The 21300-nt window shown below is 50.3% G+C and carries 20 protein-coding genes; 11 read left to right on the top strand and 9 right to left on the bottom strand.

The annotated features are described in order from the left end of the window. Positions 1 to 22 precede the first annotated feature (22 nt). Entirely contained in the window at positions 23 to 613 is a 591-nt protein-coding gene (cobO, locus tag OGY19_RS01340; RefSeq protein WP_061068008.1) for a cob(I)yrinic acid a,c-diamide adenosyltransferase, read from the bottom strand. After that, positions 610 to 1371, bottom strand: a complete 762-nt coding sequence (locus tag OGY19_RS01335; protein ID WP_115601974.1) for a YciK family oxidoreductase — start codon at positions 1369 to 1371, stop codon at positions 610 to 612. Before OGY19_RS01335 ends, cobO begins: the two co-directional genes overlap by 4 nt. A gap of 220 nt (positions 1372 to 1591) precedes the next feature. Between OGY19_RS01335 and sohB the strand changes: the two genes are divergently transcribed. Beyond that, a complete protein-coding gene (gene sohB, locus OGY19_RS01330; protein ID WP_115601975.1) occupies positions 1592 to 2638 on the top strand; it encodes a protease SohB in 1047 nt (348 codons plus the stop codon). Between the two features lie 108 nt (positions 2639 to 2746). Here the strand turns inward: sohB and OGY19_RS01325 are convergent, their stop codons facing one another. Continuing rightward, complete coding sequence (locus OGY19_RS01325; RefSeq protein WP_003020616.1) at positions 2747 to 2998, bottom strand: YciN family protein; 252 nt, start codon at positions 2996 to 2998, stop codon at positions 2747 to 2749. 397 nt (positions 2999 to 3395) lie between these two features. Here OGY19_RS01325 and topA point away from each other — a divergent pair, with 397 nt between their 5' ends. The 5 genes from topA to acnA all read left to right on the top strand — a co-directional run bounded on the left by topA (position 3396) and on the right by acnA (position 10776). After that, complete coding sequence (gene topA / locus OGY19_RS01320; RefSeq protein ID WP_286596188.1) at positions 3396 to 5993, top strand: type I DNA topoisomerase; 2598 nt, start codon at positions 3396 to 3398, stop codon at positions 5991 to 5993. Positions 5994 to 6201: 208 nt separating this feature from the next. Next, complete coding sequence (cysB, locus tag OGY19_RS01315; RefSeq protein WP_005126442.1) at positions 6202 to 7176, top strand: HTH-type transcriptional regulator CysB; 975 nt, start codon at positions 6202 to 6204, stop codon at positions 7174 to 7176. A 290-nt stretch (positions 7177 to 7466) separates the two neighbouring features. Next, entirely contained in the window at positions 7467 to 7628 is a 162-nt protein-coding gene (locus OGY19_RS01310) for a YmiA family putative membrane protein (RefSeq protein ID WP_101742283.1), read from the top strand. Between the two features lie 3 nt (positions 7629 to 7631). Then, positions 7632 to 7802, top strand: a complete 171-nt coding sequence (locus tag OGY19_RS01305; RefSeq protein ID WP_162873148.1) for a YciX family protein — start codon at positions 7632 to 7634, stop codon at positions 7800 to 7802. Between the two features lie 298 nt (positions 7803 to 8100). Beyond that, positions 8101 to 10776, top strand: a complete 2676-nt coding sequence (gene acnA, locus OGY19_RS01300) for an aconitate hydratase AcnA (RefSeq protein ID WP_115601977.1) — start codon at positions 8101 to 8103, stop codon at positions 10774 to 10776. A gap of 54 nt (positions 10777 to 10830) precedes the next feature. Here the strand turns inward: acnA and ribA are convergent, their stop codons facing one another. After that, a complete protein-coding gene (gene ribA, locus OGY19_RS01295; protein WP_005126450.1) occupies positions 10831 to 11421 on the bottom strand; it encodes a GTP cyclohydrolase II in 591 nt (196 codons plus the stop codon). Positions 11422 to 11617: 196 nt separating this feature from the next. Here ribA and pgpB point away from each other — a divergent pair, with 196 nt between their 5' ends. From pgpB to yciH, 5 genes are all read left to right on the top strand, one after another. After that, a complete protein-coding gene (gene pgpB, locus OGY19_RS01290) occupies positions 11618 to 12376 on the top strand; it encodes a phosphatidylglycerophosphatase B (RefSeq protein WP_048211500.1) in 759 nt (252 codons plus the stop codon). A 155-nt stretch (positions 12377 to 12531) separates the two neighbouring features. After that, positions 12532 to 12840, top strand: coding sequence for a LapA family protein (locus OGY19_RS01285; RefSeq protein ID WP_005126452.1), 309 nt, complete (start codon positions 12532 to 12534; stop codon positions 12838 to 12840). Between the two features lie 6 nt (positions 12841 to 12846). Further along, positions 12847 to 14016 (top strand): lipopolysaccharide assembly protein LapB, encoded by a 1170-nt coding sequence (lapB, locus tag OGY19_RS01280; RefSeq protein WP_115601978.1) that lies wholly within the window; start codon positions 12847 to 12849, stop codon positions 14014 to 14016. A gap of 189 nt (positions 14017 to 14205) precedes the next feature. Then, positions 14206 to 14943: an orotidine-5'-phosphate decarboxylase gene (gene pyrF, locus OGY19_RS01275; RefSeq protein WP_048211502.1), complete on the top strand. Its 738-nt coding sequence runs from the start codon at positions 14206 to 14208 to the stop codon at positions 14941 to 14943. Beyond that, complete coding sequence (gene yciH / locus OGY19_RS01270; protein ID WP_048211503.1) at positions 14944 to 15270, top strand: stress response translation initiation inhibitor YciH; 327 nt, start codon at positions 14944 to 14946, stop codon at positions 15268 to 15270. Between the two features lie 91 nt (positions 15271 to 15361). On the opposite strand, the gene osmB is transcribed toward yciH, so the two are convergent. The 5 genes from osmB to OGY19_RS01245 form a co-directional block, all read right to left on the bottom strand. Next, the gene (gene osmB / locus OGY19_RS01265) at positions 15362 to 15580 is read right to left on the bottom strand and encodes an osmotically-inducible lipoprotein OsmB (protein ID WP_003020583.1); all 219 of its coding nucleotides are present in this window, start codon (positions 15578 to 15580) and stop codon (positions 15362 to 15364) included. Between the two features lie 266 nt (positions 15581 to 15846). After that, positions 15847 to 16599 carry a DNA-binding transcriptional regulator YciT gene (yciT, locus tag OGY19_RS01260; RefSeq protein ID WP_048211504.1) on the bottom strand — a complete coding sequence of 251 codons (753 nt, stop codon included), beginning with the start codon at positions 16597 to 16599 and terminating at the stop codon, positions 15847 to 15849. A gap of 96 nt (positions 16600 to 16695) precedes the next feature. Continuing rightward, positions 16696 to 16878 (bottom strand): YciZ family protein, encoded by a 183-nt coding sequence (locus tag OGY19_RS01255; RefSeq protein ID WP_048211505.1) that lies wholly within the window; start codon positions 16876 to 16878, stop codon positions 16696 to 16698. A gap of 194 nt (positions 16879 to 17072) precedes the next feature. Next, complete coding sequence (pdeR, locus tag OGY19_RS01250; protein ID WP_115601980.1) at positions 17073 to 19064, bottom strand: cyclic di-GMP phosphodiesterase; 1992 nt, start codon at positions 19062 to 19064, stop codon at positions 17073 to 17075. Positions 19065 to 19325: 261 nt separating this feature from the next. Then, positions 19326 to 21260: an exoribonuclease II gene (locus OGY19_RS01245; protein WP_048211507.1), complete on the bottom strand. Its 1935-nt coding sequence runs from the start codon at positions 21258 to 21260 to the stop codon at positions 19326 to 19328. Positions 21261 to 21300: the final 40 nt, after the last annotated feature.

Genomic DNA, 21300 nt, shown 5'->3' with positions numbered 1-21300 from the left:
AAGCGCCTTATCCGGCCTGCTGTTAGTAATCAATCCCCATTTGGGCTTTAATGCCCGCCTCAAAAGCATGCTTGACCGGACGCAACTCGCTGACCGTGTCGGCTAACTCCAGAATATCGCGATGGCATCCTCGACCAGTAATAATGACCGTCTGCTGGGCTGGGCGCGCGTTTAAGGCGTTGATCACCTCTTCAAGCGGTAGGTAGTCGTAGGCCACCATATACGTCAGTTCATCCAGCACAACCATATCCAGCTCAGGATCGGTCAACATTCGCTTACCGTGTTCCCATACGGCCAGACAGGCAGCGGTGTCAGCTTCACGATTCTGTGTTTCCCAGGTAAACCCGGTCGCCATCACCTGAAATTCTACACCATGAGGTTCGAGCAGGTTTCTTTCGCCGTTTGGCCATGTACCTTTAATGAACTGCACTACACCGACTTTTTTGCCGTGGCCCACCGCGCGAGTCGCTGTACCGAACGCAGCTGTAGTTTTACCTTTACCATTACCGGTAAAAACGATGATAATTCCGCGCTCGTCCCTGGCGGCCGCAACACGCGCGTCAACCCGGTCTTTTACGCGCTGCTGGCGCTGCTGATAGCGTTCTTCACTCATTGGGCAATTCCTGGTTTACGGCCCGGCTGGGCATCAAAAGTCATACCGGTTTTACGGCGGCTGTCATCGCCCATCAGCCACAGGTAGAGCGGCATAATATCGGCGGGAGTTTTCAATTTTTGCGGATCTTCCGTCGGGAATGCGCTGGCTCGCATGCCAGTTCGCGTTCCACCAGGATTGATACAGTTTACGCGCAGATGACGGTTTTGATACTCATCAGCCAGAACCTGCATCATCCCTTCGGTCGCAAATTTTGAGGTGGCATATGCTCCCCAATTGGCGCGTCCCTGGCGACCGACGCTGGAGGAGGTGAAGACCAGCGATCCTGAATCTGATTTGAGTAACAGCGGCAGCAATGCCTGAGTCAACATAAATGTCGCGTTGACATTGACCTGCATGACATCCTGCCATACCTGCGGGTTTTGTTCGCTCATCGGGCAGATATCGCCCAGCAATCCGGCATTATGCAGTACGCCATCCAGACGTGGGAAATGCGCGGCAATGCGCTGCGCAAGCTGGTGACATTCTTCAGAGGTACAGGTCAGTAGATCCAGCGTGAACCATTGTGGTTGTGTTCCGTTTTCATCGGCGACGGCGCGGGCAACCTGACGCAATTTTTCTTCATTACGTCCAAGCAGGATAACGGTCGCGCCGTAGCGTGCATAGGTAAGCGCGGCTTCACGCCCGATGCCATCACTGGCTCCGGTGACCAGAATAATGCGATCCTGTAACAGGTCTTGTTTAGGTTGGTAATGCACGGCTACTCCTCGGCGACGTCTGGCCATCTCGTTCGCGATAACTTTTCGGCTTTATGCCTTAAACACTGGTGTTTTTCAATCAGCCAAAGGTAATAACACCGCAAAATGAACACTTTGTCATGCTTTTTGCCGATTCAGCATCGGATGGATGAAGCAAGACGGGTTTACACGCCTGTTGTACACTGAGCGAAAGTAGCATTGTTTAACCAAGGTGGGTCTCGTGGAATTGTTGTCTGAATATGGGCTGTTTTTGGCAAAAATTGTCACTGTTGTGGTGGCTATTGCGGTGATTGTCATGCTGATTGTAAACGCGACACAACGTAAGCGTCAGCGTGGTGAACTACGCGTTATTAATCTTAGCGATCAATATAAAGAGATGAAGGAAGATCTGTCGATGGCATTGTTGGATAGTCATCAGCAGAAGTTATGGCATAAAGCGCAGAAAAAGAAGCACAAGCTGGAGGCCAAAACCGCCAAAGCCAAAGCAAAACTGGGGGACAGTTTGTCATCAGAAAAACCTCGCGTCTGGGTGCTTGATTTTAAGGGCAGTATGGACGCCCACGAGGTCAGCGCATTACGGGAAGAGGTCACGGCGGTACTGGCAGTGGTGAAACCGCAAGATCAGGTGGTTGTGCGTCTGGAAAGCCCCGGCGGTGTGGTACATGGCTATGGTCTGGCCGCTTCGCAGTTACAACGCCTGCGCGATAAGCAGATCCCGCTAACCGTCACGGTAGATAAAGTCGCTGCCAGCGGCGGATATATGATGGCCTGCGTGGCGGATAAAATTGTCTCAGCGCCGTTTGCCATTGTCGGCTCTATTGGCGTCGTCGCGCAGATCCCAAACTTTAACCGTTTCCTGAAAAACAAGGATATTGATATCGAACTGCACACGGCAGGACAGTACAAACGCACGCTGACACTGCTTGGTGAAAACACGGAAGAAGGGCGACAGAAATTCCGTGAAGATTTGAATGAAACCCATCATCTGTTTAAAGATTTTGTGCAGCGCATGCGTCCAACTCTGGACATCGAACAGGTTGCTACAGGTGAACACTGGTTCGGGCAACAGGCGCTGGCAAACGGGTTGGTCGATGAGATCAATACCAGTGACGAAGTGATTCTGGGGTTGATGGATGGCCGTGAAGTGCTGAACGTCCGCTATATGCAGCGTAAAAAACTGATGGACCGTTTCACTGGCAGCGCGGCAGAAAGTGCAGACCGCTTACTCATGCGTTGGTGGCAGCGGGGACAGAAGCCCCTGATGTAAAATTGCAATTGCCGGATGGCGATGCTCACGCATCTTCTCCGGCCTACAGGTTCAGAGCATCGTAGGCCGGAGAAGGCAGCGCCGCCATCCGGCAAATGATTTCTCGCGTTAATCGATCAAGTGATACTTTTCAGAAAGTACGTGCGCCAGGTGTTTAAACATATTAAACACAGCCGTACTTTTGGGCGTCGGCAGCCCTTGCTCGTCTAAAAAGTAATCTCCGCTGAAAACCAGCACACCATTTCGCTGCGTAACACCGGTGGCGACAATCCCCGCCAGCGTGTCCTCATGCTCACGAATGATTTTGTTGGCTTCAATCAGCAGTGTCTCGCGATCGATGGGTTGAGTATCTTTATGCATTTTTTACTCCTTAAACAAGGACATTAGTCTACGCCGAGCCCGGCTTATGGGCAAATATTCCCTGACACAAATGAAGGTTTTACGACGGTGTTACAACTAGCGAGATTTGTTTTTGCATGCTAATAAAGTTGCGTAACGCATTTTATCAGGTACAGTGTGACGCTTTCGTCAATCTGGCAACAGATTGCTTGACATTCGACCAATACTCCGTCGCGCCATAGCGTTTGCGTGTGAAAAAGCCTGTTAACTCAGTTATATGAGCGTTACATTACAAGCGCGAATCAGTTTAAGGGGTTGATATCCGCCGACACAGAGACCATATCGATGTCTCGTCGCCAGTGGAAGGTGAATCAACGTGCGACGCATTCTGGAAGAATCAAATTAGGTAAAGGTGAATATGGGTAAAGCTCTTGTCATCGTTGAGTCCCCGGCAAAAGCCAAAACGATCAACAAGTATCTGGGTAATGACTACGTGGTGAAATCCAGCGTCGGTCATATCCGTGATTTGCCGACTAGTGGCTCAGCAACTAAAAAGAGCGCCGACTCAACCTCCACCAAAACGGCTAAAAAGCCCAAAAAGGATGAACGTGGCGCTCTCGTCAACCGCATGGGCGTTGACCCGTGGCACAACTGGGATGCGCGCTATGAAGTGCTGCCTGGTAAAGAGAAAGTTGTCTCTGAACTGAAACAACTGGCTGAAAAAGCCGACCACATCTATCTCGCAACCGACCTTGACCGCGAAGGGGAAGCCATTGCCTGGCACCTGCGGGAAGTTATCGGTGGCGACGACACCCGCTACAGCCGCGTGGTGTTTAACGAAATTACTAAAAATGCTATTCGTCAGGCGTTTGAAAAACCGGGCGAGCTGAACATCGACCGCGTTAATGCGCAACAGGCGCGTCGCTTTATGGACCGCGTTGTCGGCTATATGGTGTCGCCGCTGCTGTGGAAAAAAATTGCCCGTGGCCTGTCTGCTGGCCGCGTACAGTCTGTTGCCGTGCGTCTGGTGGTTGAGCGTGAACGCGAAATCAAGGCATTTGTACCCGAAGAGTTCTGGGAAATTGATGCCAATACCACGACGCCAGGCGGCGACGCGTTACCGCTCGAAGTGACGCATCAGAACGATAAACCGTTCCGTCCGGTTAATCGCGAGCAAACACTCGCGGCAGTAAGCCTGCTGGAAAAAGCGCGCTACAGCGTTCTGGAACGTGAAGATAAGCCGACCAGCAGCAAGCCGGGCGCGCCGTTCATCACCTCCACGCTACAGCAGGCCGCCAGCACGCGTCTGGGCTTCGGTGTGAAGAAAACCATGATGATGGCGCAGCGCTTGTATGAAGCGGGTTACATCACTTACATGCGTACTGACTCAACCAACCTGAGTCAGGATGCGGTGGCGATGGTTCGCGATTACATCAGCGATAATTTTGGCAAAAAGTATTTGCCGGAGAGCGCGAACCAGTACGCCAGCAAAGAGAACTCGCAGGAAGCGCACGAAGCTATCCGTCCTTCCGATGTCGCCGTACAGGCGGAATCGCTGAAAGATATGGAGGCCGATGCGCAAAAACTGTATCAGCTGATCTGGCGCCAGTTTGTTGCCTGTCAGATGACCCCTGCTAAATATGATTCCACCACGCTCACCGTGGGTGCGGGTGATTTCCGTCTGAAGGCGCGCGGTCGTATTCTGCGCTTCGATGGCTGGACGAAAGTGATGCCAGCGTTGCGTAAGGGCGATGAAGATCGCATCTTACCGGCGGTGGACAAAGGCGATACGTTGACGCTTGTCGAACTGACGCCAGCACAGCACTTTACTAAACCGCCTGCGCGCTTCAGTGAGGCTTCGCTGGTTAAAGAGCTTGAAAAGCGTGGCATTGGTCGTCCATCTACCTATGCGTCGATCATTTCTACGATTCAGGATCGCGGTTATGTTCGCGTGGAGAACCGTCGTTTCTACGCAGAAAAAATGGGTGAAATCGTCACCGATCGTCTGGAAGAAAACTTCCGCGAACTGATGAACTACGATTTCACCGCGCAGATGGAAGACAGCCTTGACCAGGTGGCGAACCACGAAGCCGAGTGGAAAGGTGTGCTCGACAACTTCTTCAGCGATTTTACTCAGCAACTGGATAAAGCCGAGAAAGATCCTGAAGAAGGCGGCATGCGCCCGAACCAGATGGTACTGACCAGCATTGATTGTCCGACATGTGGGCGCAAGATGGGTATCCGTACCGCCAGCACCGGTGTATTCCTTGGGTGTTCCGGTTATGCACTTTCCCCGAAAGAGCGTTGCAAAACCACCATTAACCTGGTGCCGGAAAACGAAGTATTGAACGTGCTGGAAGGCGACGACGCGGAAACGAACGCTTTGCGCGCGAAACGTCGCTGCCAGAAGTGTGGTACGGCGATGGACAGCTATCTCATCGATCCAAAACGTAAGCTGCATGTCTGTGGTAACAACCCGACCTGCGATGGTTACGAAATCGAAGAGGGCGAGTTCCGCATTAAGGGTTATGACGGTCCTGTCGTTGAGTGCGAGAAATGTGGTTCTGAAATGCACCTGAAAATGGGGCGTTTCGGTAAATACATGGCATGTACTAACGACGAGTGTAAAAACACCCGTAAGATCCTGCGTAACGGCGAAGTGGCTCCGCCGAAAGAAGATCCTGTTCCGTTGCCGGAACTGCCGTGTGAAAAATCGGACGCGTATTTCGTGTTGTGTGATGGTGCAGCAGGTATTTTCCTGGCTGCGAACACCTTCCCGAAATCACGTGAAACCCGTGCGCCGTTAGTGGAAGAGTTGTATCGCTTCCGCGATCGTTTGCCGGAAAAACTGCGCTATCTGGCCGATGCGCCGCAGACGGACCCCGATGGTAATAAGTCGATGGTTCGCTTTAGCCGCAAAACTAAGCAGCAGTATGTCGCTGCGGAAAAAGACGGTAAAGCAACCGGGTGGTCTGCATTTTTCGTTGATGGCAAATGGGTAGAAGGGAAGAAATAACAGCATTCCGGCTGAATTTCTCCTCAAAGGGTCGCGTAAGCGGCCCTTTTTGTTTCTGGCGTATTATTTTTTGTCATCCCTATACAGCGTACATAGAAATGATATAGTAGTTATAGTTGGCAGGCTTTTTATTATTAAATCGTATTAGCAGCGCGTGTGAGTCTGCTTTTAAACGATGTTCTGATGGCATAATTCTGGATGGCTTAACATGAAATTACAGCAGCTTCGCTATATCGTTGAGGTGGTAAATCACAACCTTAATGTCTCCTCAACGGCCGAAGGACTCTATACCTCCCAGCCAGGGATCAGTAAGCAAGTTCGTATGCTGGAAGATGAGCTTGGCATCCAGATTTTTGCCCGTAGCGGTAAGCACCTGACGCAGGTGACTCCGGCAGGGCAGGAAGTTATTCGTATTGCCCGCGAAGTCTTGTCTAAAGTGGATGCTATTAAGTCGGTTGCAGGTGAACATACCTGGCCCGACAAAGGCTCGTTGTATATCGCCACCACGCACACCCAGGCGCGTTACGCGCTGCCCAACGTGATTAAAGGTTTTATTGAGCGTTATCCTCGCGTCTCGTTGCATATGCATCAGGGATCGCCGACGCAAATTGCCGAAGCCGTTTCGAAAGGGAATGCTGATTTTGCCATCGCGACGGAAGCACTGCATTTGTACGATGATCTGGTGATGCTGCCATGCTATCACTGGAACCGTTCGATTGTTGTTACGCCAGACCATCCGTTGGCAGGCAAAGCCTCCGTATCCATTGAAGAGCTGGCGCAATATCCGTTGGTGACTTACACCTTTGGTTTTACGGGGCGCTCAGAACTGGATACCGCGTTTAATCGCGCGGGTCTTGAGCCGCGTATTGTCTTTACCGCGACTGATGCCGATGTTATTAAGACCTATGTCCGACTGGGGCTGGGCGTGGGCGTGATTGCCAGCATGGCGGTAGATCCTATCTCTGATCCGGATCTGGTGCGTGTTGATGCTCATGATATTTTCAGTCACAGCACCACTAAAATTGGTTTTCGTCGCAGCACGTTTTTACGCAGCTACATGTATGATTTTATTCAGCGTTTCGCACCGCATCTGACACGCGATGTGGTGGATACGGCGGTGGCGTTGCGTTCCAACGATGATATTGAAGCTATGTTCAAAGATATTAAATTGCCAGAGAAATAATAACGGAAGTTGCCTCGTTGGTATCCTGGGTCTCCAGCCATACCAGCGGGGCGGTTGAATGTATTCATGATTTTTTATTTGTCTATTATCCCTAAATTATTTATGGAAAATATTCTCCAAAGTAGTTTCAAATGAGTAACCCTGCCAAAATCCCTTTCAAATATTTATAACCGATCAAACAATTAAGTTATTTATAAAGCTGGGTTCGAAAATTATCTGGCTTTTTCAGGATGTTTTTATTAGGATTCCTCTTATCTGATGATTAATTGTACCGATTGTTTGGTGCCTAAATGATAAGTGATTTCGATAGTATGAGGTTAGCAATGCCTTCTGGAAACCAGCCTGCGCGCAGAGATCCCGCGATGAAACGTAAAGCATGGTTCATCGTGTTTCTGGGCTCCGCCGTGTTCTGGATCGTGGTTGCTCTGTTGGTCTGGAAAGTGTGGGGGTAATTGATGTCCACACAGGAACAGCAGTCTACTGTTACACCTGCTCATCATAATAATGAGCAAGAGAATGAAACCGTTATAGAAAAAAAGCAGGATATTCCCGCTTCGTGGGATCTTTCACCTGAGCAACGGGCATTTATTGATCTGTTTATTGAAGATGATAAGCAAGAACAATAAGCAATACGTGTTTTATAATAAGTATTAACATGCTTATTGAATTCAGTATGAATAATCACATCGCAATCGCAGTACGTCATCTAAACAGCGTATTGTCGGTTGCATCGATGTATCGGGTCCGTTCATTTACCGCACTTTAATCTTATTCCCCGCCACTTGCATAGTTCGTTACCTTTTTGTCGTTCTCCTCGTTTATCAATTTGAGTTGTTATCAAAGCGTTACATTTTGTTTGTGTTATCTTTAATACTAACCCTGAGGAAAATCAGGGGATCCAACCCTGTCATTTAAGGAGGAGCTATGTCGTCTACCCTACGAGAAGCCAGTAAGGACACATTGCAGGTTAAAGATAAAACCTACCGCTACTACAGTTTGCCCCTGGCTGCCAAATCACTGGGTGATATCACCCGTTTACCTAAATCACTAAAAGTATTGCTGGAAAACCTGCTTCGCTGGCAGGACGGTGATTCTGTTACCGAAGAGGATATTCATGCTCTGGCGCAATGGCTGAAAACGGCGCATGCCGAGCGCGAAATTGCCTACCGACCCGCTCGCGTTCTCATGCAGGACTTTACCGGCGTTCCGGCGGTGGTCGATCTGGCTGCCATGCGCGAAGCGGTTAAACGCCTTGGCGGGGATACAGCAAAAGTGAACCCGCTTTCACCTGTTGATCTGGTTATTGATCACTCCGTTACGGTCGATCGTTTTGGTGACGATGATGCTTTTGAAGAGAACGTTCGACTGGAAATGGAGCGCAACCATGAGCGCTATGTGTTCCTTAAATGGGGGCAGCAGGCGTTTAGCCGATTCAGTGTCGTTCCACCGGGAACAGGAATTTGCCACCAGGTAAACCTCGAATACCTGGGTAAAGCGGTGTGGAGTGAACTGCAAAACGGCGAGTGGATCGCTTACCCGGACACGCTGGTCGGTACCGATTCCCATACTACGATGATTAATGGTCTCGGTGTGCTGGGCTGGGGTGTCGGAGGGATTGAAGCTGAGGCCGCCATGCTGGGGCAACCGGTTTCAATGCTGATTCCGGATGTCGTGGGCTTCAAACTTGTTGGTAAACTTCGCGAAGGGATCACCGCTACCGATCTGGTACTGACCGTCACGCAGATGCTGCGTAAACACGGTGTGGTCGGTAAATTTGTTGAGTTCTATGGTGATGGGCTGGACAGCCTGCCGCTCGCTGACCGGGCGACCATTGCTAACATGTCGCCGGAATACGGCGCAACCTGCGGCTTTTTCCCGATTGACGGGGTAACTCTTGAGTACATGCGTCTGAGTGGGCGTAGTGAAGAGCAGGTTGAATTAGTCGGTGCGTATGCTAAAGCACAGGGGATGTGGCGTAACCCAGGTGATGAGCCTGTGTTTACCAGCTCACTGGAACTGGACATGGGCACTGTGGAAGCCAGTCTGGCCGGGCCGAAGCGTCCACAGGATCGTGTCGCATTGGGTGATGTGCCGAAAGCATTCGCCGCGAGTAATGAACTTGAAGTGAATAGCTCGCAAAAAGATCGTCAACCGGTCGACTATGTCATGAGCGGTCATCAATATCAGCTACCGGATGGTGCTGTGGTGATTGCAGCGATCACGTCATGTACCAACACCTCCAACCCCAGCGTCCTGATGGCGGCTGGGTTGCTGGCGAAAAAAGCAGTGACGCTTGGTCTGAAGCGCCAACCGTGGGTGAAAGCGTCGCTGGCGCCTGGGTCAAAAGTCGTCTCTGATTACCTGGCGCAGGCAAAACTGACGCCGTATCTTGATGAGCTGGGTTTTAACCTTGTTGGTTATGGCTGTACTACCTGTATCGGCAACTCTGGCCCGTTACCTGACCCTATTGAAACGGCGATTAAAAAAGGTGATCTGACGGTAGGGGCGGTGCTTTCCGGTAACCGTAACTTTGAAGGGCGTATCCACCCGCTGGTGAAGACAAACTGGCTGGCTTCTCCGCCGCTGGTGGTGGCTTATGCGCTGGCCGGGAATATGAATATTGATCTGACGAAAGATCCGCTGGGTCATAACAGAAAAGGCGATCCTGTCTATCTGAAAGATATCTGGCCGAGTGCGCAGGAAATTGCCCGTGCCGTGGAGCAGGTCTCTACCGAGATGTTCCATAAAGAGTATGCCGAAGTGTTCGAAGGCACGCCGGAATGGAAGTCGATTAATGTTGATCGTGCAGACACCTATGGCTGGCAGTCGGACTCAACCTACATCCGGTTATCACCGTTCTTTGATGGTATGCAGGCGAAGCCGGACCCGGTACAGGATATCCATGGTGCTCGTATCCTGGCGATGCTCGGCGATTCCGTCACCACCGATCATATTTCTCCTGCGGGGAGCATCAAGCCGGACAGCCCGGCGGGTCGCTATCTGCAAAGCCACGGTGTTGAGCGCAAAGATTTTAACTCCTACGGTTCTCGCCGTGGAAACCACGAAGTAATGATGCGTGGCACGTTTGCCAATATCCGTATCCGTAACGAAATGGTACCGGGTGTGGAAGGGGGGATGACGCGTCATTTGCCGGGTACAGAAGTGATGGCTATCTATGACGCCGCTATGCAATACCAGCAAGAGAAGACCCCGTTGGCGATTGTTGCTGGCAAGGAGTATGGCTCGGGTTCCAGTCGGGACTGGGCGGCGAAAGGCCCGCGTTTGTTAGGTATTCGCGTAGTAATCGCCGAATCTTTTGAGCGCATCCACCGTTCTAACCTGATTGGCATGGGGATCCTGCCTCTGGAATTTCCGCAGGGGGTTACACGTAAAACCCTGGGGTTAACCGGGGAGGAAGTCATTGATATTACGGACTTACAAAATATTAAACCGGGAGCGACTATCCCGGTGAATATGGTCCGTGCGGATGGGCGAAAAGAGGTGATTTCGTGTCGCTGTCGTATTGATACCGCGACAGAGCTGACCTATTACCAAAACGATGGTATTTTGCACTATGTTATTCGTAATATGTTGAATTAAATTATAAAAAAGCCTGCGAAAGCAGGCTTTTTGTACTGTCAGCAAGCGAGAATGTCACTCGCTTAACAGATGTCCCATCTTAGCGGCTTTGGTATCCAGATAGTGTTCATTCTTCGGGTTACGGCCAACAATTAGCGGCACACGCTCCACAATATTGATCCCAGCTTCTGTCAGAATTTCCACTTTCTTCGGGTTATTGGTTAGCAGACGGACTTCATCCACGCCCAATAATTTGAACATATCAGCACACAAGGTGAAGTCACGCTCGTCCGCCGCAAAGCCTAACTGATGGTTGGCTTCGACGGTGTCATAGCCCTGATCCTGCAACGCATAGGCGCGGATCTTATTCAACAGGCCGATGTTACGTCCTTCCTGACGATGGTAGAGCAGAATACCGCGTCCTTCTTCAGCGATATGCGTAAGCGCCGCTTCCAGTTGAAAGCCACAATCACAACGCAGACTGAACAGCGCATCGCCGGTCAGACATTCGGAATGAACACGTGCCAGGACAGGCGTCTGGCCTGAAATATCGCCAAAAACCAGTGCGACATGATCGTGTCCGGTTGCCAGTTCTTCAAATCCCACCATCAGGAAATCACCCCAGGGGGTTGGCAGTTTGGCTTCTGCCACACGTTTAAGCTGCATGTAATTCTCCAGATTATGCTGGCACTATGCGTGCCGTAGCCTGTTGGCTTCTGTATTGCACTATTTTGCCATAAGGCAAGGGTGTTCACCTAATTGCAGCAACGCATTCATTTCCGAATGGCACAAAATTGTCAATTTCCCCGGTGTGCGGATTTTTCAGTTATGATTGTGGGACTTATCGACGAAAGGAGACGCAATGCTGTCTATTGCCAAGCGAACCACTGTAGGCGCAGCACTGTTACTGATTATGCCGGTTTCCGTATGGATATCCGGCTGGAGCTGGCAGCCTGGACAGAATGTCTGGTGGTTAAAATCCTTATACTGGGTAACTGAAACGGTGACGCAACCCTGGGGGATTATCACCCATGTTGTTCTCTGTGCGTGGTTTTTGTGGTGTCTGCGATTTCGTCTGAAAGCTGCTTTTATGCTATTTGCGATCCTGGCGGCGGCTATCTTAATTGGCCAGGGTGTGAAATCCTGGGTTAAAGAGAGGGTGCAGGAGCCCCGGCCATTTGTTCTGTGGCTGGAAAAAACGCACCATGTTCCGGTAGATGAGTTCTACACTTTAAAACGTAAAGATCGCGGACACTTAGTAAAAGAGCAGTTGTCCGGGCAGCAGGATATTCCGCCTTTTTTACGTAAGCACTGGCAAAAAGAGACCGGTTTTGCTTTCCCTTCCGGGCATACCCTGTTTGCTGCCAGTTGGGCGTTACTGGGTGTCGGGTTGTTATGGCCACGCAGGCGCACGCTGACGATTGTGTTCTTACTCGTCTGGGCGACCGGCGTAATGGGCAGTCGTTTGCTTCTGGGCATGCACTGGCCGCGCGATTTGGTTGTTGCGACGCTGATATCGTGGCTGCTGGTAACGCTGGCAACATGGCTTGCACAGCGAATATGTGGACCTCTGACACCGCCCGTCCAGGAGACAAAGGAAATAGCGCAGCGTGAGCAATAACGCAGACCGTGATTGATTTTTCAAATTTAGCCCTCAAATCATACAGCGTAAGGCGCTTTTCCGTTTCGCACTCGTCGTGAAAATGGTAATTTAAAGGGCTTAACGCGGTAAGTTGTACACGATTTATTCGCTCAAACCACATAACGGGAAGTAATGTGAAATATTTACTCATTTTCTTACTGGTGTTGGCGATTTTTGTTATTTCGGTGACATTGGGTGCGCAAAACGATCAACAGGTTACGTTTAATTACCTGCTAGCTCAGGGTGAGTATCGTATCTCCACGCTGCTTGCTGTATTGTTTGCAGCAGGTTTTGCGATTGGTTGGTTAATTTGCGGCCTGTTCTGGCTGAAGGTTCGTGTGTCTCTTGCGCGCGCCGAACGCAAAATTAAACGCCTGGAAAACCAGCTTGCGCCTGCGACCGACGTTGCGGTAACTGCCGACTCGTCGGTTGTGAAGGAATAATTATTTATGTTGGAGTTGTTGTTTCTGCTTTTGCCTGTAGCCGCTGCCTATGGGTGGTATATGGGTCGCAGAAGTGCGCAACAAACAAAGCAGGATGAAGCTAACCGTCTTTCGCGCGACTATGTCGCCGGGGTTAACTTCCTCTTGAGCAACCAACAAGATAAAGCGGTAGATCTGTTCCTCGATATGTTGAAAGAGGATACCGGCACCGTTGAGGCTCATCTCACCCTCGGAAACCTGTTCCGCTCACGCGGTGAAGTCGACCGCGCTATCCGTATCCACCAAACCCTCATGGAAAGTGCTTCGCTGACTTACGAGCAACGTTTGTTGGCTGTACAGCAGTTGGGACGTGACTACATGGCAGCCGGATTGTATGACCGTGCGGAAGACATGTTCAATCAGCTAACTGATGAAACGGATTTCCGTGTAGGGGCATTGCAGCAACTGTTGCAAATCTATCAGGCAACCAGCGAATGGCAAAAAGCCATTGATGTTGCAGAACGACTGGTGAAACTCGGCAAAGATAAACAGCGTATTGAAATAGCGCATTTCTACTGTGAACTGGCCTTGCAGCAAATGGGCAGCGACGATATGGATCGCGCCATGACATTGCTGAAAAAAGGAGCTGCTGCAGACAAAAACAGTGCTCGTGTCTCGATTATGATGGGGCGCGTTTACATGCTGAAGGGAGATTACGCGAAGGCCGTTGAATGCCTGCAACGCGTGATCTCGCAGGATAAAGAGTTGGTCAGTGAAACGCTGGAAATGCTGCAGAGCTGCTACCAACAGCTGGGTAAAAACGATGAATGGGCGGAGTTTTTACGCCGTGCGGTCGAAGAAAACACCGGTGCTGCCGCTGAGTTGATGCTGGCTGATATTCTTGAGGCGCGCGAGGGTACTGATACTGCGCAGGTTTATATTACCCGTCAGTTGCAACGTCATCCGACGATGCGCGTGTTCCATAAACTGATGGATTACCACCTTAATGAAGCGGAAGAAGGGCGCGCAAAAGAGAGTCTGATGGTCCTGCGCGATATGGTTGGTGAGCAGGTGCGCAGCAAGCCGCGTTATCGTTGCCAGAAGTGCGGGTTTACTGCTTATTCGCTGTACTGGCACTGCCCATCGTGCCGCTCCTGGTCAACCATTAAGCCAATTCGCGGTCTGGACGGGCTCTAATTTTTAAAAAAAACTCACTTTAGTTACAACATACTTATTTATTTTTTTTCATCCAGCGCTCAGGCTCCTGAGCCACATCGTTTCGCAGAAATGTAAACGCACCTGTTAATTTTCTATTACCACAGGTAGAATGCACGCCGTTTATCCATTTTGCGCCGTTCGTGCGCCCATCATCAAGAAGGTCTGGTCATGACGTTTACTGCTTCATCTTCTTCCCGCGCAGCTACTGATTCTCCCGTCGTTGTCGCGTTAGATTACTCAAATCGTGATAAGGCATTAGCGTTTGTCGACAGAATTGATCCCCGTGATTGTCGTTTGAAAGTGGGCAAAGAGATGTTCACGCTTTTTGGACCTCAATTGGTACGGGATCTGCAACAACGTGGCTTCGACATCTTTTTGGATTTGAAATTTCATGATATTCCCAACACCACGGCGCATGCCGTCGCGGCAGCTGCTGACCTTGGCGTCTGGATGGTAAACGTGCATGCTTGTGGTGGGGCACGAATGATGACCGCTGCCCGCGAGGCATTACTGCCTTTTGGTAAAGATGCGCCACTGTTAATTGCAGTGACGGTCCTGACCAGTATGGAAGCCAGCGACCTTGCCGATCTTGGTGTGACGTTGTCACCTGCGGAGCATGCTGAAAAGTTGGCGCGTTTGACGCAAAATTGTGGGTTGGACGGGGTAGTATGCTCGGCGCATGAAGCGGTGAGGTTCAAGCAGGCGTTTGGACAGACATTCAAGCTGGTGACGCCAGGCATTCGTCCTGAAGGTAGTGAGGCGGGTGACCAGCGCCGTATTATGACGCCACAGCAGGCGCTGGCCGCTGGTGTGGATTATATGGTGATTGGTCGTCCAGTCACGCAGTCGGAAGATCCGGCGCAAACGCTGAAGATGATCAACGCCTCTCTGAATCGAGGTGCATAAATGAGCGACTCAAACTCTCGACTGGTTTATTCAACTGAGTCCGGACGAATTGATGAACCCAGAGTGGTAGCAGAGCGTCCGAAGGGCGATGGTATTGTTCGCATCCAGCGCCAGACCAGCGGTCGTAAAGGTAAGGGCGTTTGCCTGATTACCGGTATTGATCAAGATGACGCTGCACTGGTTAAATTGGCCGCAGAGCTGAAAAAAAAATGTGGTTGTGGTGGGGCAGTGAAGGACGGCGTAATTGAAATTCAGGGTGATAAACGCGACCTGATAAAATCGCTGCTGGAAGCCAAAGGAATGAAAGTTAAGCTGGCCGGCGGCTAATAAAAAAGCCACGGATACTCTCCGTGGCTTCTCTAATAATACAAACCTGAAAAAGTAAACGTATTATTATATCGAGCCGTTCAACCGTAAATTATTTACCCACCTGGTGGCCGATAATACCACCTACTGCAGCACCACCCAGCGTACCCAGCGTGCTGCCGTCAGTCAGGACTGCACCGCCTATCGCACCTGCACCAGCACCTATCGCAGTGTTACGGTCACGTTTGGACCAGTTAGAGCAGGCACTCAAAGACATTGCTAGTGTAATCGCCAGAATGGCAGCGGTCATTTTTTTGCTCGTTACTAACATAATACTTTCTCCTGAATTATTGAATCACGGAATCCAGTTCACTTTAATGATAGCGCCAAAATAGGACGACTAAAGATATTTCCGCGAAACCGTTTAGCGCAGGACGTTACAATCAAATCCTGAGGTGACTGTTCGCTCCTGTTATATCGCTAACATTAATTCTACGACTTTATCCTGTTAACGACAGGTAAAAAGTCTTAATTGGACTGTCGGATAAGTCTCAGAGAGAAGATGATCTGCCCGCGGACAAATCATCTGCTGAAGTATTATGCGTGAGCATCAATGATATTGACGGTTAAACCCGAGTGTTCAAGTTGCATTTGCACGCTGGCGCTGAGTCTGGAGTCCGTGACTACGCGACTGAATCTGTCTAACGGGCCCAGCGTGTATGGATGAATGGCCTCAAATTTAGAGCTATCGGTGAGTACAATCACCTCAGCGCCTTTTTCCAGAACCGCATTAACCACATCAGAGCGCATCATATCACGCCCGGTGAAGCCGGTGTCAGCCTGCCAGCCGTCAATACCGATAAAGGCTTTACTGAAATGTACCTGCTGAATAAATTGGCGAGTCAGCGGTCCGACCATGCTCTCGCTTTTTTTCTGATAGATCCCACCGAGGAGAATGACTTCACACGGTGTTTCTTTGAGCAGGTGCGCGATGTAGCTACTGACCGTGATGATGGTGACATCTTTTTGTTCTGCCAACGTTCTGGCCAGCAGCGCATTGCTGCTGCCATTTTCAATAAAGACGGATTCACCAGGATTAACCAGTGACGCCGCAAATTCGGCCAGTTCACGTTTAAGGGTGAAATTGGTCATCATGCGCGTTTCGACATCATCACTGTTCAGTGACACCGCAAAACCGTGCGCACGGCGCAAGTAGCTCTGTTTTTCCAGTGTGTTCAGATCCTGTCGAATCGTCACTTCGGAGACACCGGTGATTTTAGCCAGGTCGGCCACGCTCATCTGACCTTTATCGATCACCATCTGCAAAATAGATTGTTGTCGGGAATTCATAGTATTAATTTTTATAGCGATATCGTATCGGAAATTAAACGGTAGCTGCGTTATCTGAAATCTGATGGCTACAGCGACATAACGTGAGTGAAGTCATCAGATTTCCCACGGGGCCTTCGGTTTTTTTGACACAGACGCTGTATCTTCTTTGACCGTATCTAACAGTTCAGCCTTGAGAATTTCGAGATTGTGGATCGCTGAGTGGTAATCGCCTGCAACGAGAATATCCAGCACAGTATCAATGCGCTCGGCCAGACGTTGTGCGTCGGTATCAGACATGGTCATCATCCTAATGTCAAAAAGGTTTGAATTTCATGATGCAGAAATTCATGCCAAAAGAGAAGGGAAAAATAGTATTAACATGAATGATTGGAGAATATTATATATTCTGTGATTACATACAGATATGGTCATCACGTAGTGTCCATTTTTGGCTATTTTTCACGTTTATCCCTTCCACTTTTCTTGTTGCGTTATCGCAATTTTTTATTCAGATGACGTTTATACCAACGTTCAAATGCAGCGGCTGGCATTGGCTTGGCGAACAAAAAACCCTGACGTTCATTGACGCCATTTTTGGTCAAAAAAGCATCCTCTTTCGTACTTTCAACGCCTTCAGCTATCACCTGTAGGTTAAGCGCCTGTGCCACTGCGACAATAGCGCGCACCAGCGACTGTGAAATGGGTTGTTTATGAATATCCCTGACGAACGCCTGGTCCAGCTTAATGGCATCAAGTGGGAAGCGGGCCAGTTGAGACAACGATGAATAACCCGTCCCAAAATCATCTAAATGGATCTGTGCCCCAAGCTGGCTAAATTGCTGAATAACGGACAGTGCCAGGTGTTCGTTTTCAATTAAACTGCTCTCGGTCAATTCGACATCGATAGGGCAATATTCAAAATTGAGATCGTGAAGCACCTGTTTCAGGTCGGTAAACAGCGTCTGATCGGCAAGCTGGCGAGCAGAAACGTTCACGGCCACTCGCAGATTAATCCCTTTATCGCGCCACTTTGCGACCTGACGAACAACGTCGAGAATAACCCAGCGCCCCAGCGGCACAATCAAGCCTGATTCTTCAGCGTAGGAGATAAACTCCAGCGGAGGAATGAGACCACGTTCAGGGGACTGCCAGCGCACCAGCGCCTCCAGACTACGTACTTCACCACGCCATGTTATTTTCGGCTGGTAATGAATCAACAGTTGATCGTTTTCCAGCGCCTTACGCAAGTTGGTATCCAGCCAAAGATACTCAAAGACTCGCTGGTTCATTTCCGGAGAGAAAACGCAGAATTGTCCCCGTCCGCCTTCCTTTGCGGTATACATGGCAGTATCGGCATTGCGAATAACGCTCTCGCAGTCGTGTCCATGCTGTGGTGCAAGGGAAATTCCAATCGAACAACCGGTATAAACCTCAATCAGGCCAATTCGGAAGGGCTGGCGCAAACGGGTCAAAATACGTGATGCCGTGGCTTCCAGCGCCACTTGATATGTTTGAGTCGCGAGGACAATAAACTCATCGCCACCAAAACGGGCCAGTAACTGGTTATCATCAAGACAGCTGAGAATTGCCAGTGACACGCTTTGCAACAGTTGATCGCCGAACATATGTCCGTAGGCATCGTTTACTTTTTTGAAATTATCCAGGTCGAGGTACACAATACCAACCTGGGTATCTCCTGCATTCTCAATGGCTTCAGTGATCAGTTCATGAATCGCATTCCGATTAGGTAATCCGGTAATGGAGTCGGTATTTGCCAGAACTCTCAGGCGTTCCTGAGCACGCCGTTCTTCGGTGATATCGGTACCTGAGCAGATTAGAAATATTTCGTTCTTACCGCTGCCGTTGTGCACAAATTTATTGCGAAACAGAAACAGTCGCTGACCTTTACAGGTCTTCACCCAACGTTCGACTTCATATGAGTTACCTTCGCGAAAGAAAACATCGATGTTGCGTCTGGAGGCTGCGGCTTCGCGTCGACTCATAAACAGCGTGAAGACACTTTGACCAATCACTTCGCGTTCTTTGAGTCCGGTATATTCTTCACACAGGCGATTGAAACGCTGAATGTTCCCCATGCGGTCAAGGATGACAATAACGGAGTTGGCTTCAGAGACCACCTGTTCGGCAAAAGAAAGTCCTTGTGCCAAATCGCGGGCGACCGGAGGGGTATCATCCCAGGCGGATGCACTTCCGGCCCATTCGCGTTTATTTATTTTCCGCCCGACCAGGTGAACAGGGATATCGTCATCTTCAATCGACAGTGTTATTAACAGGCTTGACGTGATGACCGTCATCTCCCGAATGCGGTCGGCTTGCTCAGGTGATAATTCGATGTTTTGGTTCGTTTCTGCCGCTTCGTCAATAGAGAAATGCAGGATGTCGCAATCCTCTGACAAACGCCAGTAGGGGTTATGGGTGCCCACATAGCTATACAACGTAGCCAGCTCCCGAACGTCTTTCATGATGTGTACTATCCCGTTTAAAGCGCATAGAGCCTCAAAAGTAAGGGTAGCCATAATTCAAAGGGTGATGATGGCTGAACATATTGTTTTATTTATATATTTATGTGTAATCCAGATTCAGGAAAAAGCAAAGCCGGCGAACGGAAAATAGTAAAAAATAAATCTGACTGGATGGAAGAAGTGTAGTGCGTGGCAGGCAATTGGTCGGGAAAAAAGAAAACGACCTTTCACAAAAGAGAAAGGTCGTTGAGTTAATGCGTATTATACGGCAGGGCGCGCGATGACGCTGCGGGTTTCCATCCGCACTTCGGCGATGGTGACGTCAATGACATCAGTAACTTTGTAAACCACCTCACCTTTGATCTGGACCGTACCACTTTCCTGGCTACACACCAGTTCATCACGAACCGCGTGCAGGAAGGGGGCCGGAATAAAGGCTACCGCGCCGTTATCAATTAAACGTACACGCATACCACCACGGCTGACATCAATAATCTCGGCCGCAAAGCGGGTGTCGGTGCCGGCTTTGTCATTCAGAAAACGTGCATACAGCCAGTCACCCACATCACGCTCGGCCATGCGGTTCAGGCGGCGACGTTCAGCCATCTGCAAAGTCGTATCATCCTGCGGGCGGGAAATTGTCTCACCTTTGATGATGGCCTTAAGCAAGCGATGGTTGATCATGTCGCCATATTTACGGATAGGCGAGGTCCAGGTGGCATAAGCTTCCAGGCCCAGACCAAAATGCGGACCCGGCTCGGTGCTAATCTCAGCGTAAGACTGGAATCGGCGGATGCGGCTGTCGAGGAAACCGGAAGGCTGCGCATCCAGTTCACGACGCAGTTTACAGAAGCCTTCCAGCGTCAGGACCTCTTCAGCATCAACGTGCATACCATGGGTTTTCAGTAGGGCAGCCAGTGCTTCTGCGTTAGCCGGATCGAATCCCATATGCACGTTATAAATACCAAAGCCCAGCTTGTCGCGCAGTACGCGGGCAGCACAAATGTTCGCCGCAATCATGGACTCTTCCACAATGCGGTTCGCGATGCGGCGCGGTTCCGCCACGATATCCAGTACTTCGCCTTTTTCACCGAGAACAAAACGGTAATCCGGGCGGTCTTTGAATACCAGAGCGTGATTATGGCGCCATTCGCCACGACTGAGACAGATACGGTGCAGCAGATGGATCTGCTGTGCAATTGCGTCATTCTCCGGCTGCCAGTCACCCGAGCCTTCAAGCCAGTCAGAGACGTTGTCGTAGGCCAGCTTCGCTTTCGATTCAATCGTTGCTGCGAAGAAGGTGATATTGTCTTCGATCGTGCCGTCAGCAGTGATGCTCATGCGGCAGGCCAGAACCGGGCGAATTTCGTTAGCACGCAGAGAACACAGATCGTCCGAAAGCTCGCGCGGCAACATTGGGATGTTGAACCCCGGCAGGTAGTTGGTAAATGCACGAATTTTTGCAATGTTATCCAGCTTACTGCCTTCAGCAATCCAGGCGGTAGGATCGGCAATCGCGACGGTTAACTGCAATTTACCGTCCGTTTGTTCTTCGGCGTAAAGCGCGTCATCCATGTCCTGCGTACTGGCGCTGTCGATGGTGACGAAGTTCAGTGCGGTTAAGTCCTCGCGCACCAGACCCTCATCCAGCATCTCAGTGGCGATGCCATCGGGTGCTTCTTTTTCCAGATTATGGCGAGCCAGTGTGACCCACCACGGAACGAAGTGATCGTCAGCGAAGGTAATAAATTGGGTTAACTCGGCGTAGAAGGTGCGGTCGCCTTTTAACGGGTGGCGACGCATTTCTGCAACAGCCCAGTCACCTTCTTTAAATTCATGTTCAACGCCACGCGCGGCGCGGCAGGGAATCGCATCTTTCAGGAGCGGATGATCCGGCACAATGGACAGGCGGTCATTCTTACCCTGAACTTTGCCCACGAAGCGCGTCAGGAACGGCTCGATCAGTTCTTCCGGTTCGGCAGATTCGCGATCTTTTTCCGTATGGATAACCGCCACAATGCGGTCGCCATGCATCACTTTTTTCATCTGCGGCGGTGGAATGAAATAGCTTTTTTGTGCATCGACTTCCAGGAAGCCAAAGCCTTTTTCCGTGGCTTTTACCACCCCTTCAGCACGTGGCGTCTGGGAATGTAGTTGCTGTTTAAGCTGCGCTAGCAGCGGGTTGTCCTGAAGCATAATTGTCTATTTTCGTGGCTGAAAGAGCGGCTGACAGTTT

The organism is Citrobacter sp. Cy070, from assembly GCF_030332245.1.
Lineage (GTDB): Bacteria > Pseudomonadota > Gammaproteobacteria > Enterobacterales > Enterobacteriaceae > Citrobacter > Citrobacter youngae.
Note: the sequence above shows the minus strand (reverse complement) of the source record. Positions and strands in the feature narration are given on the sequence as shown.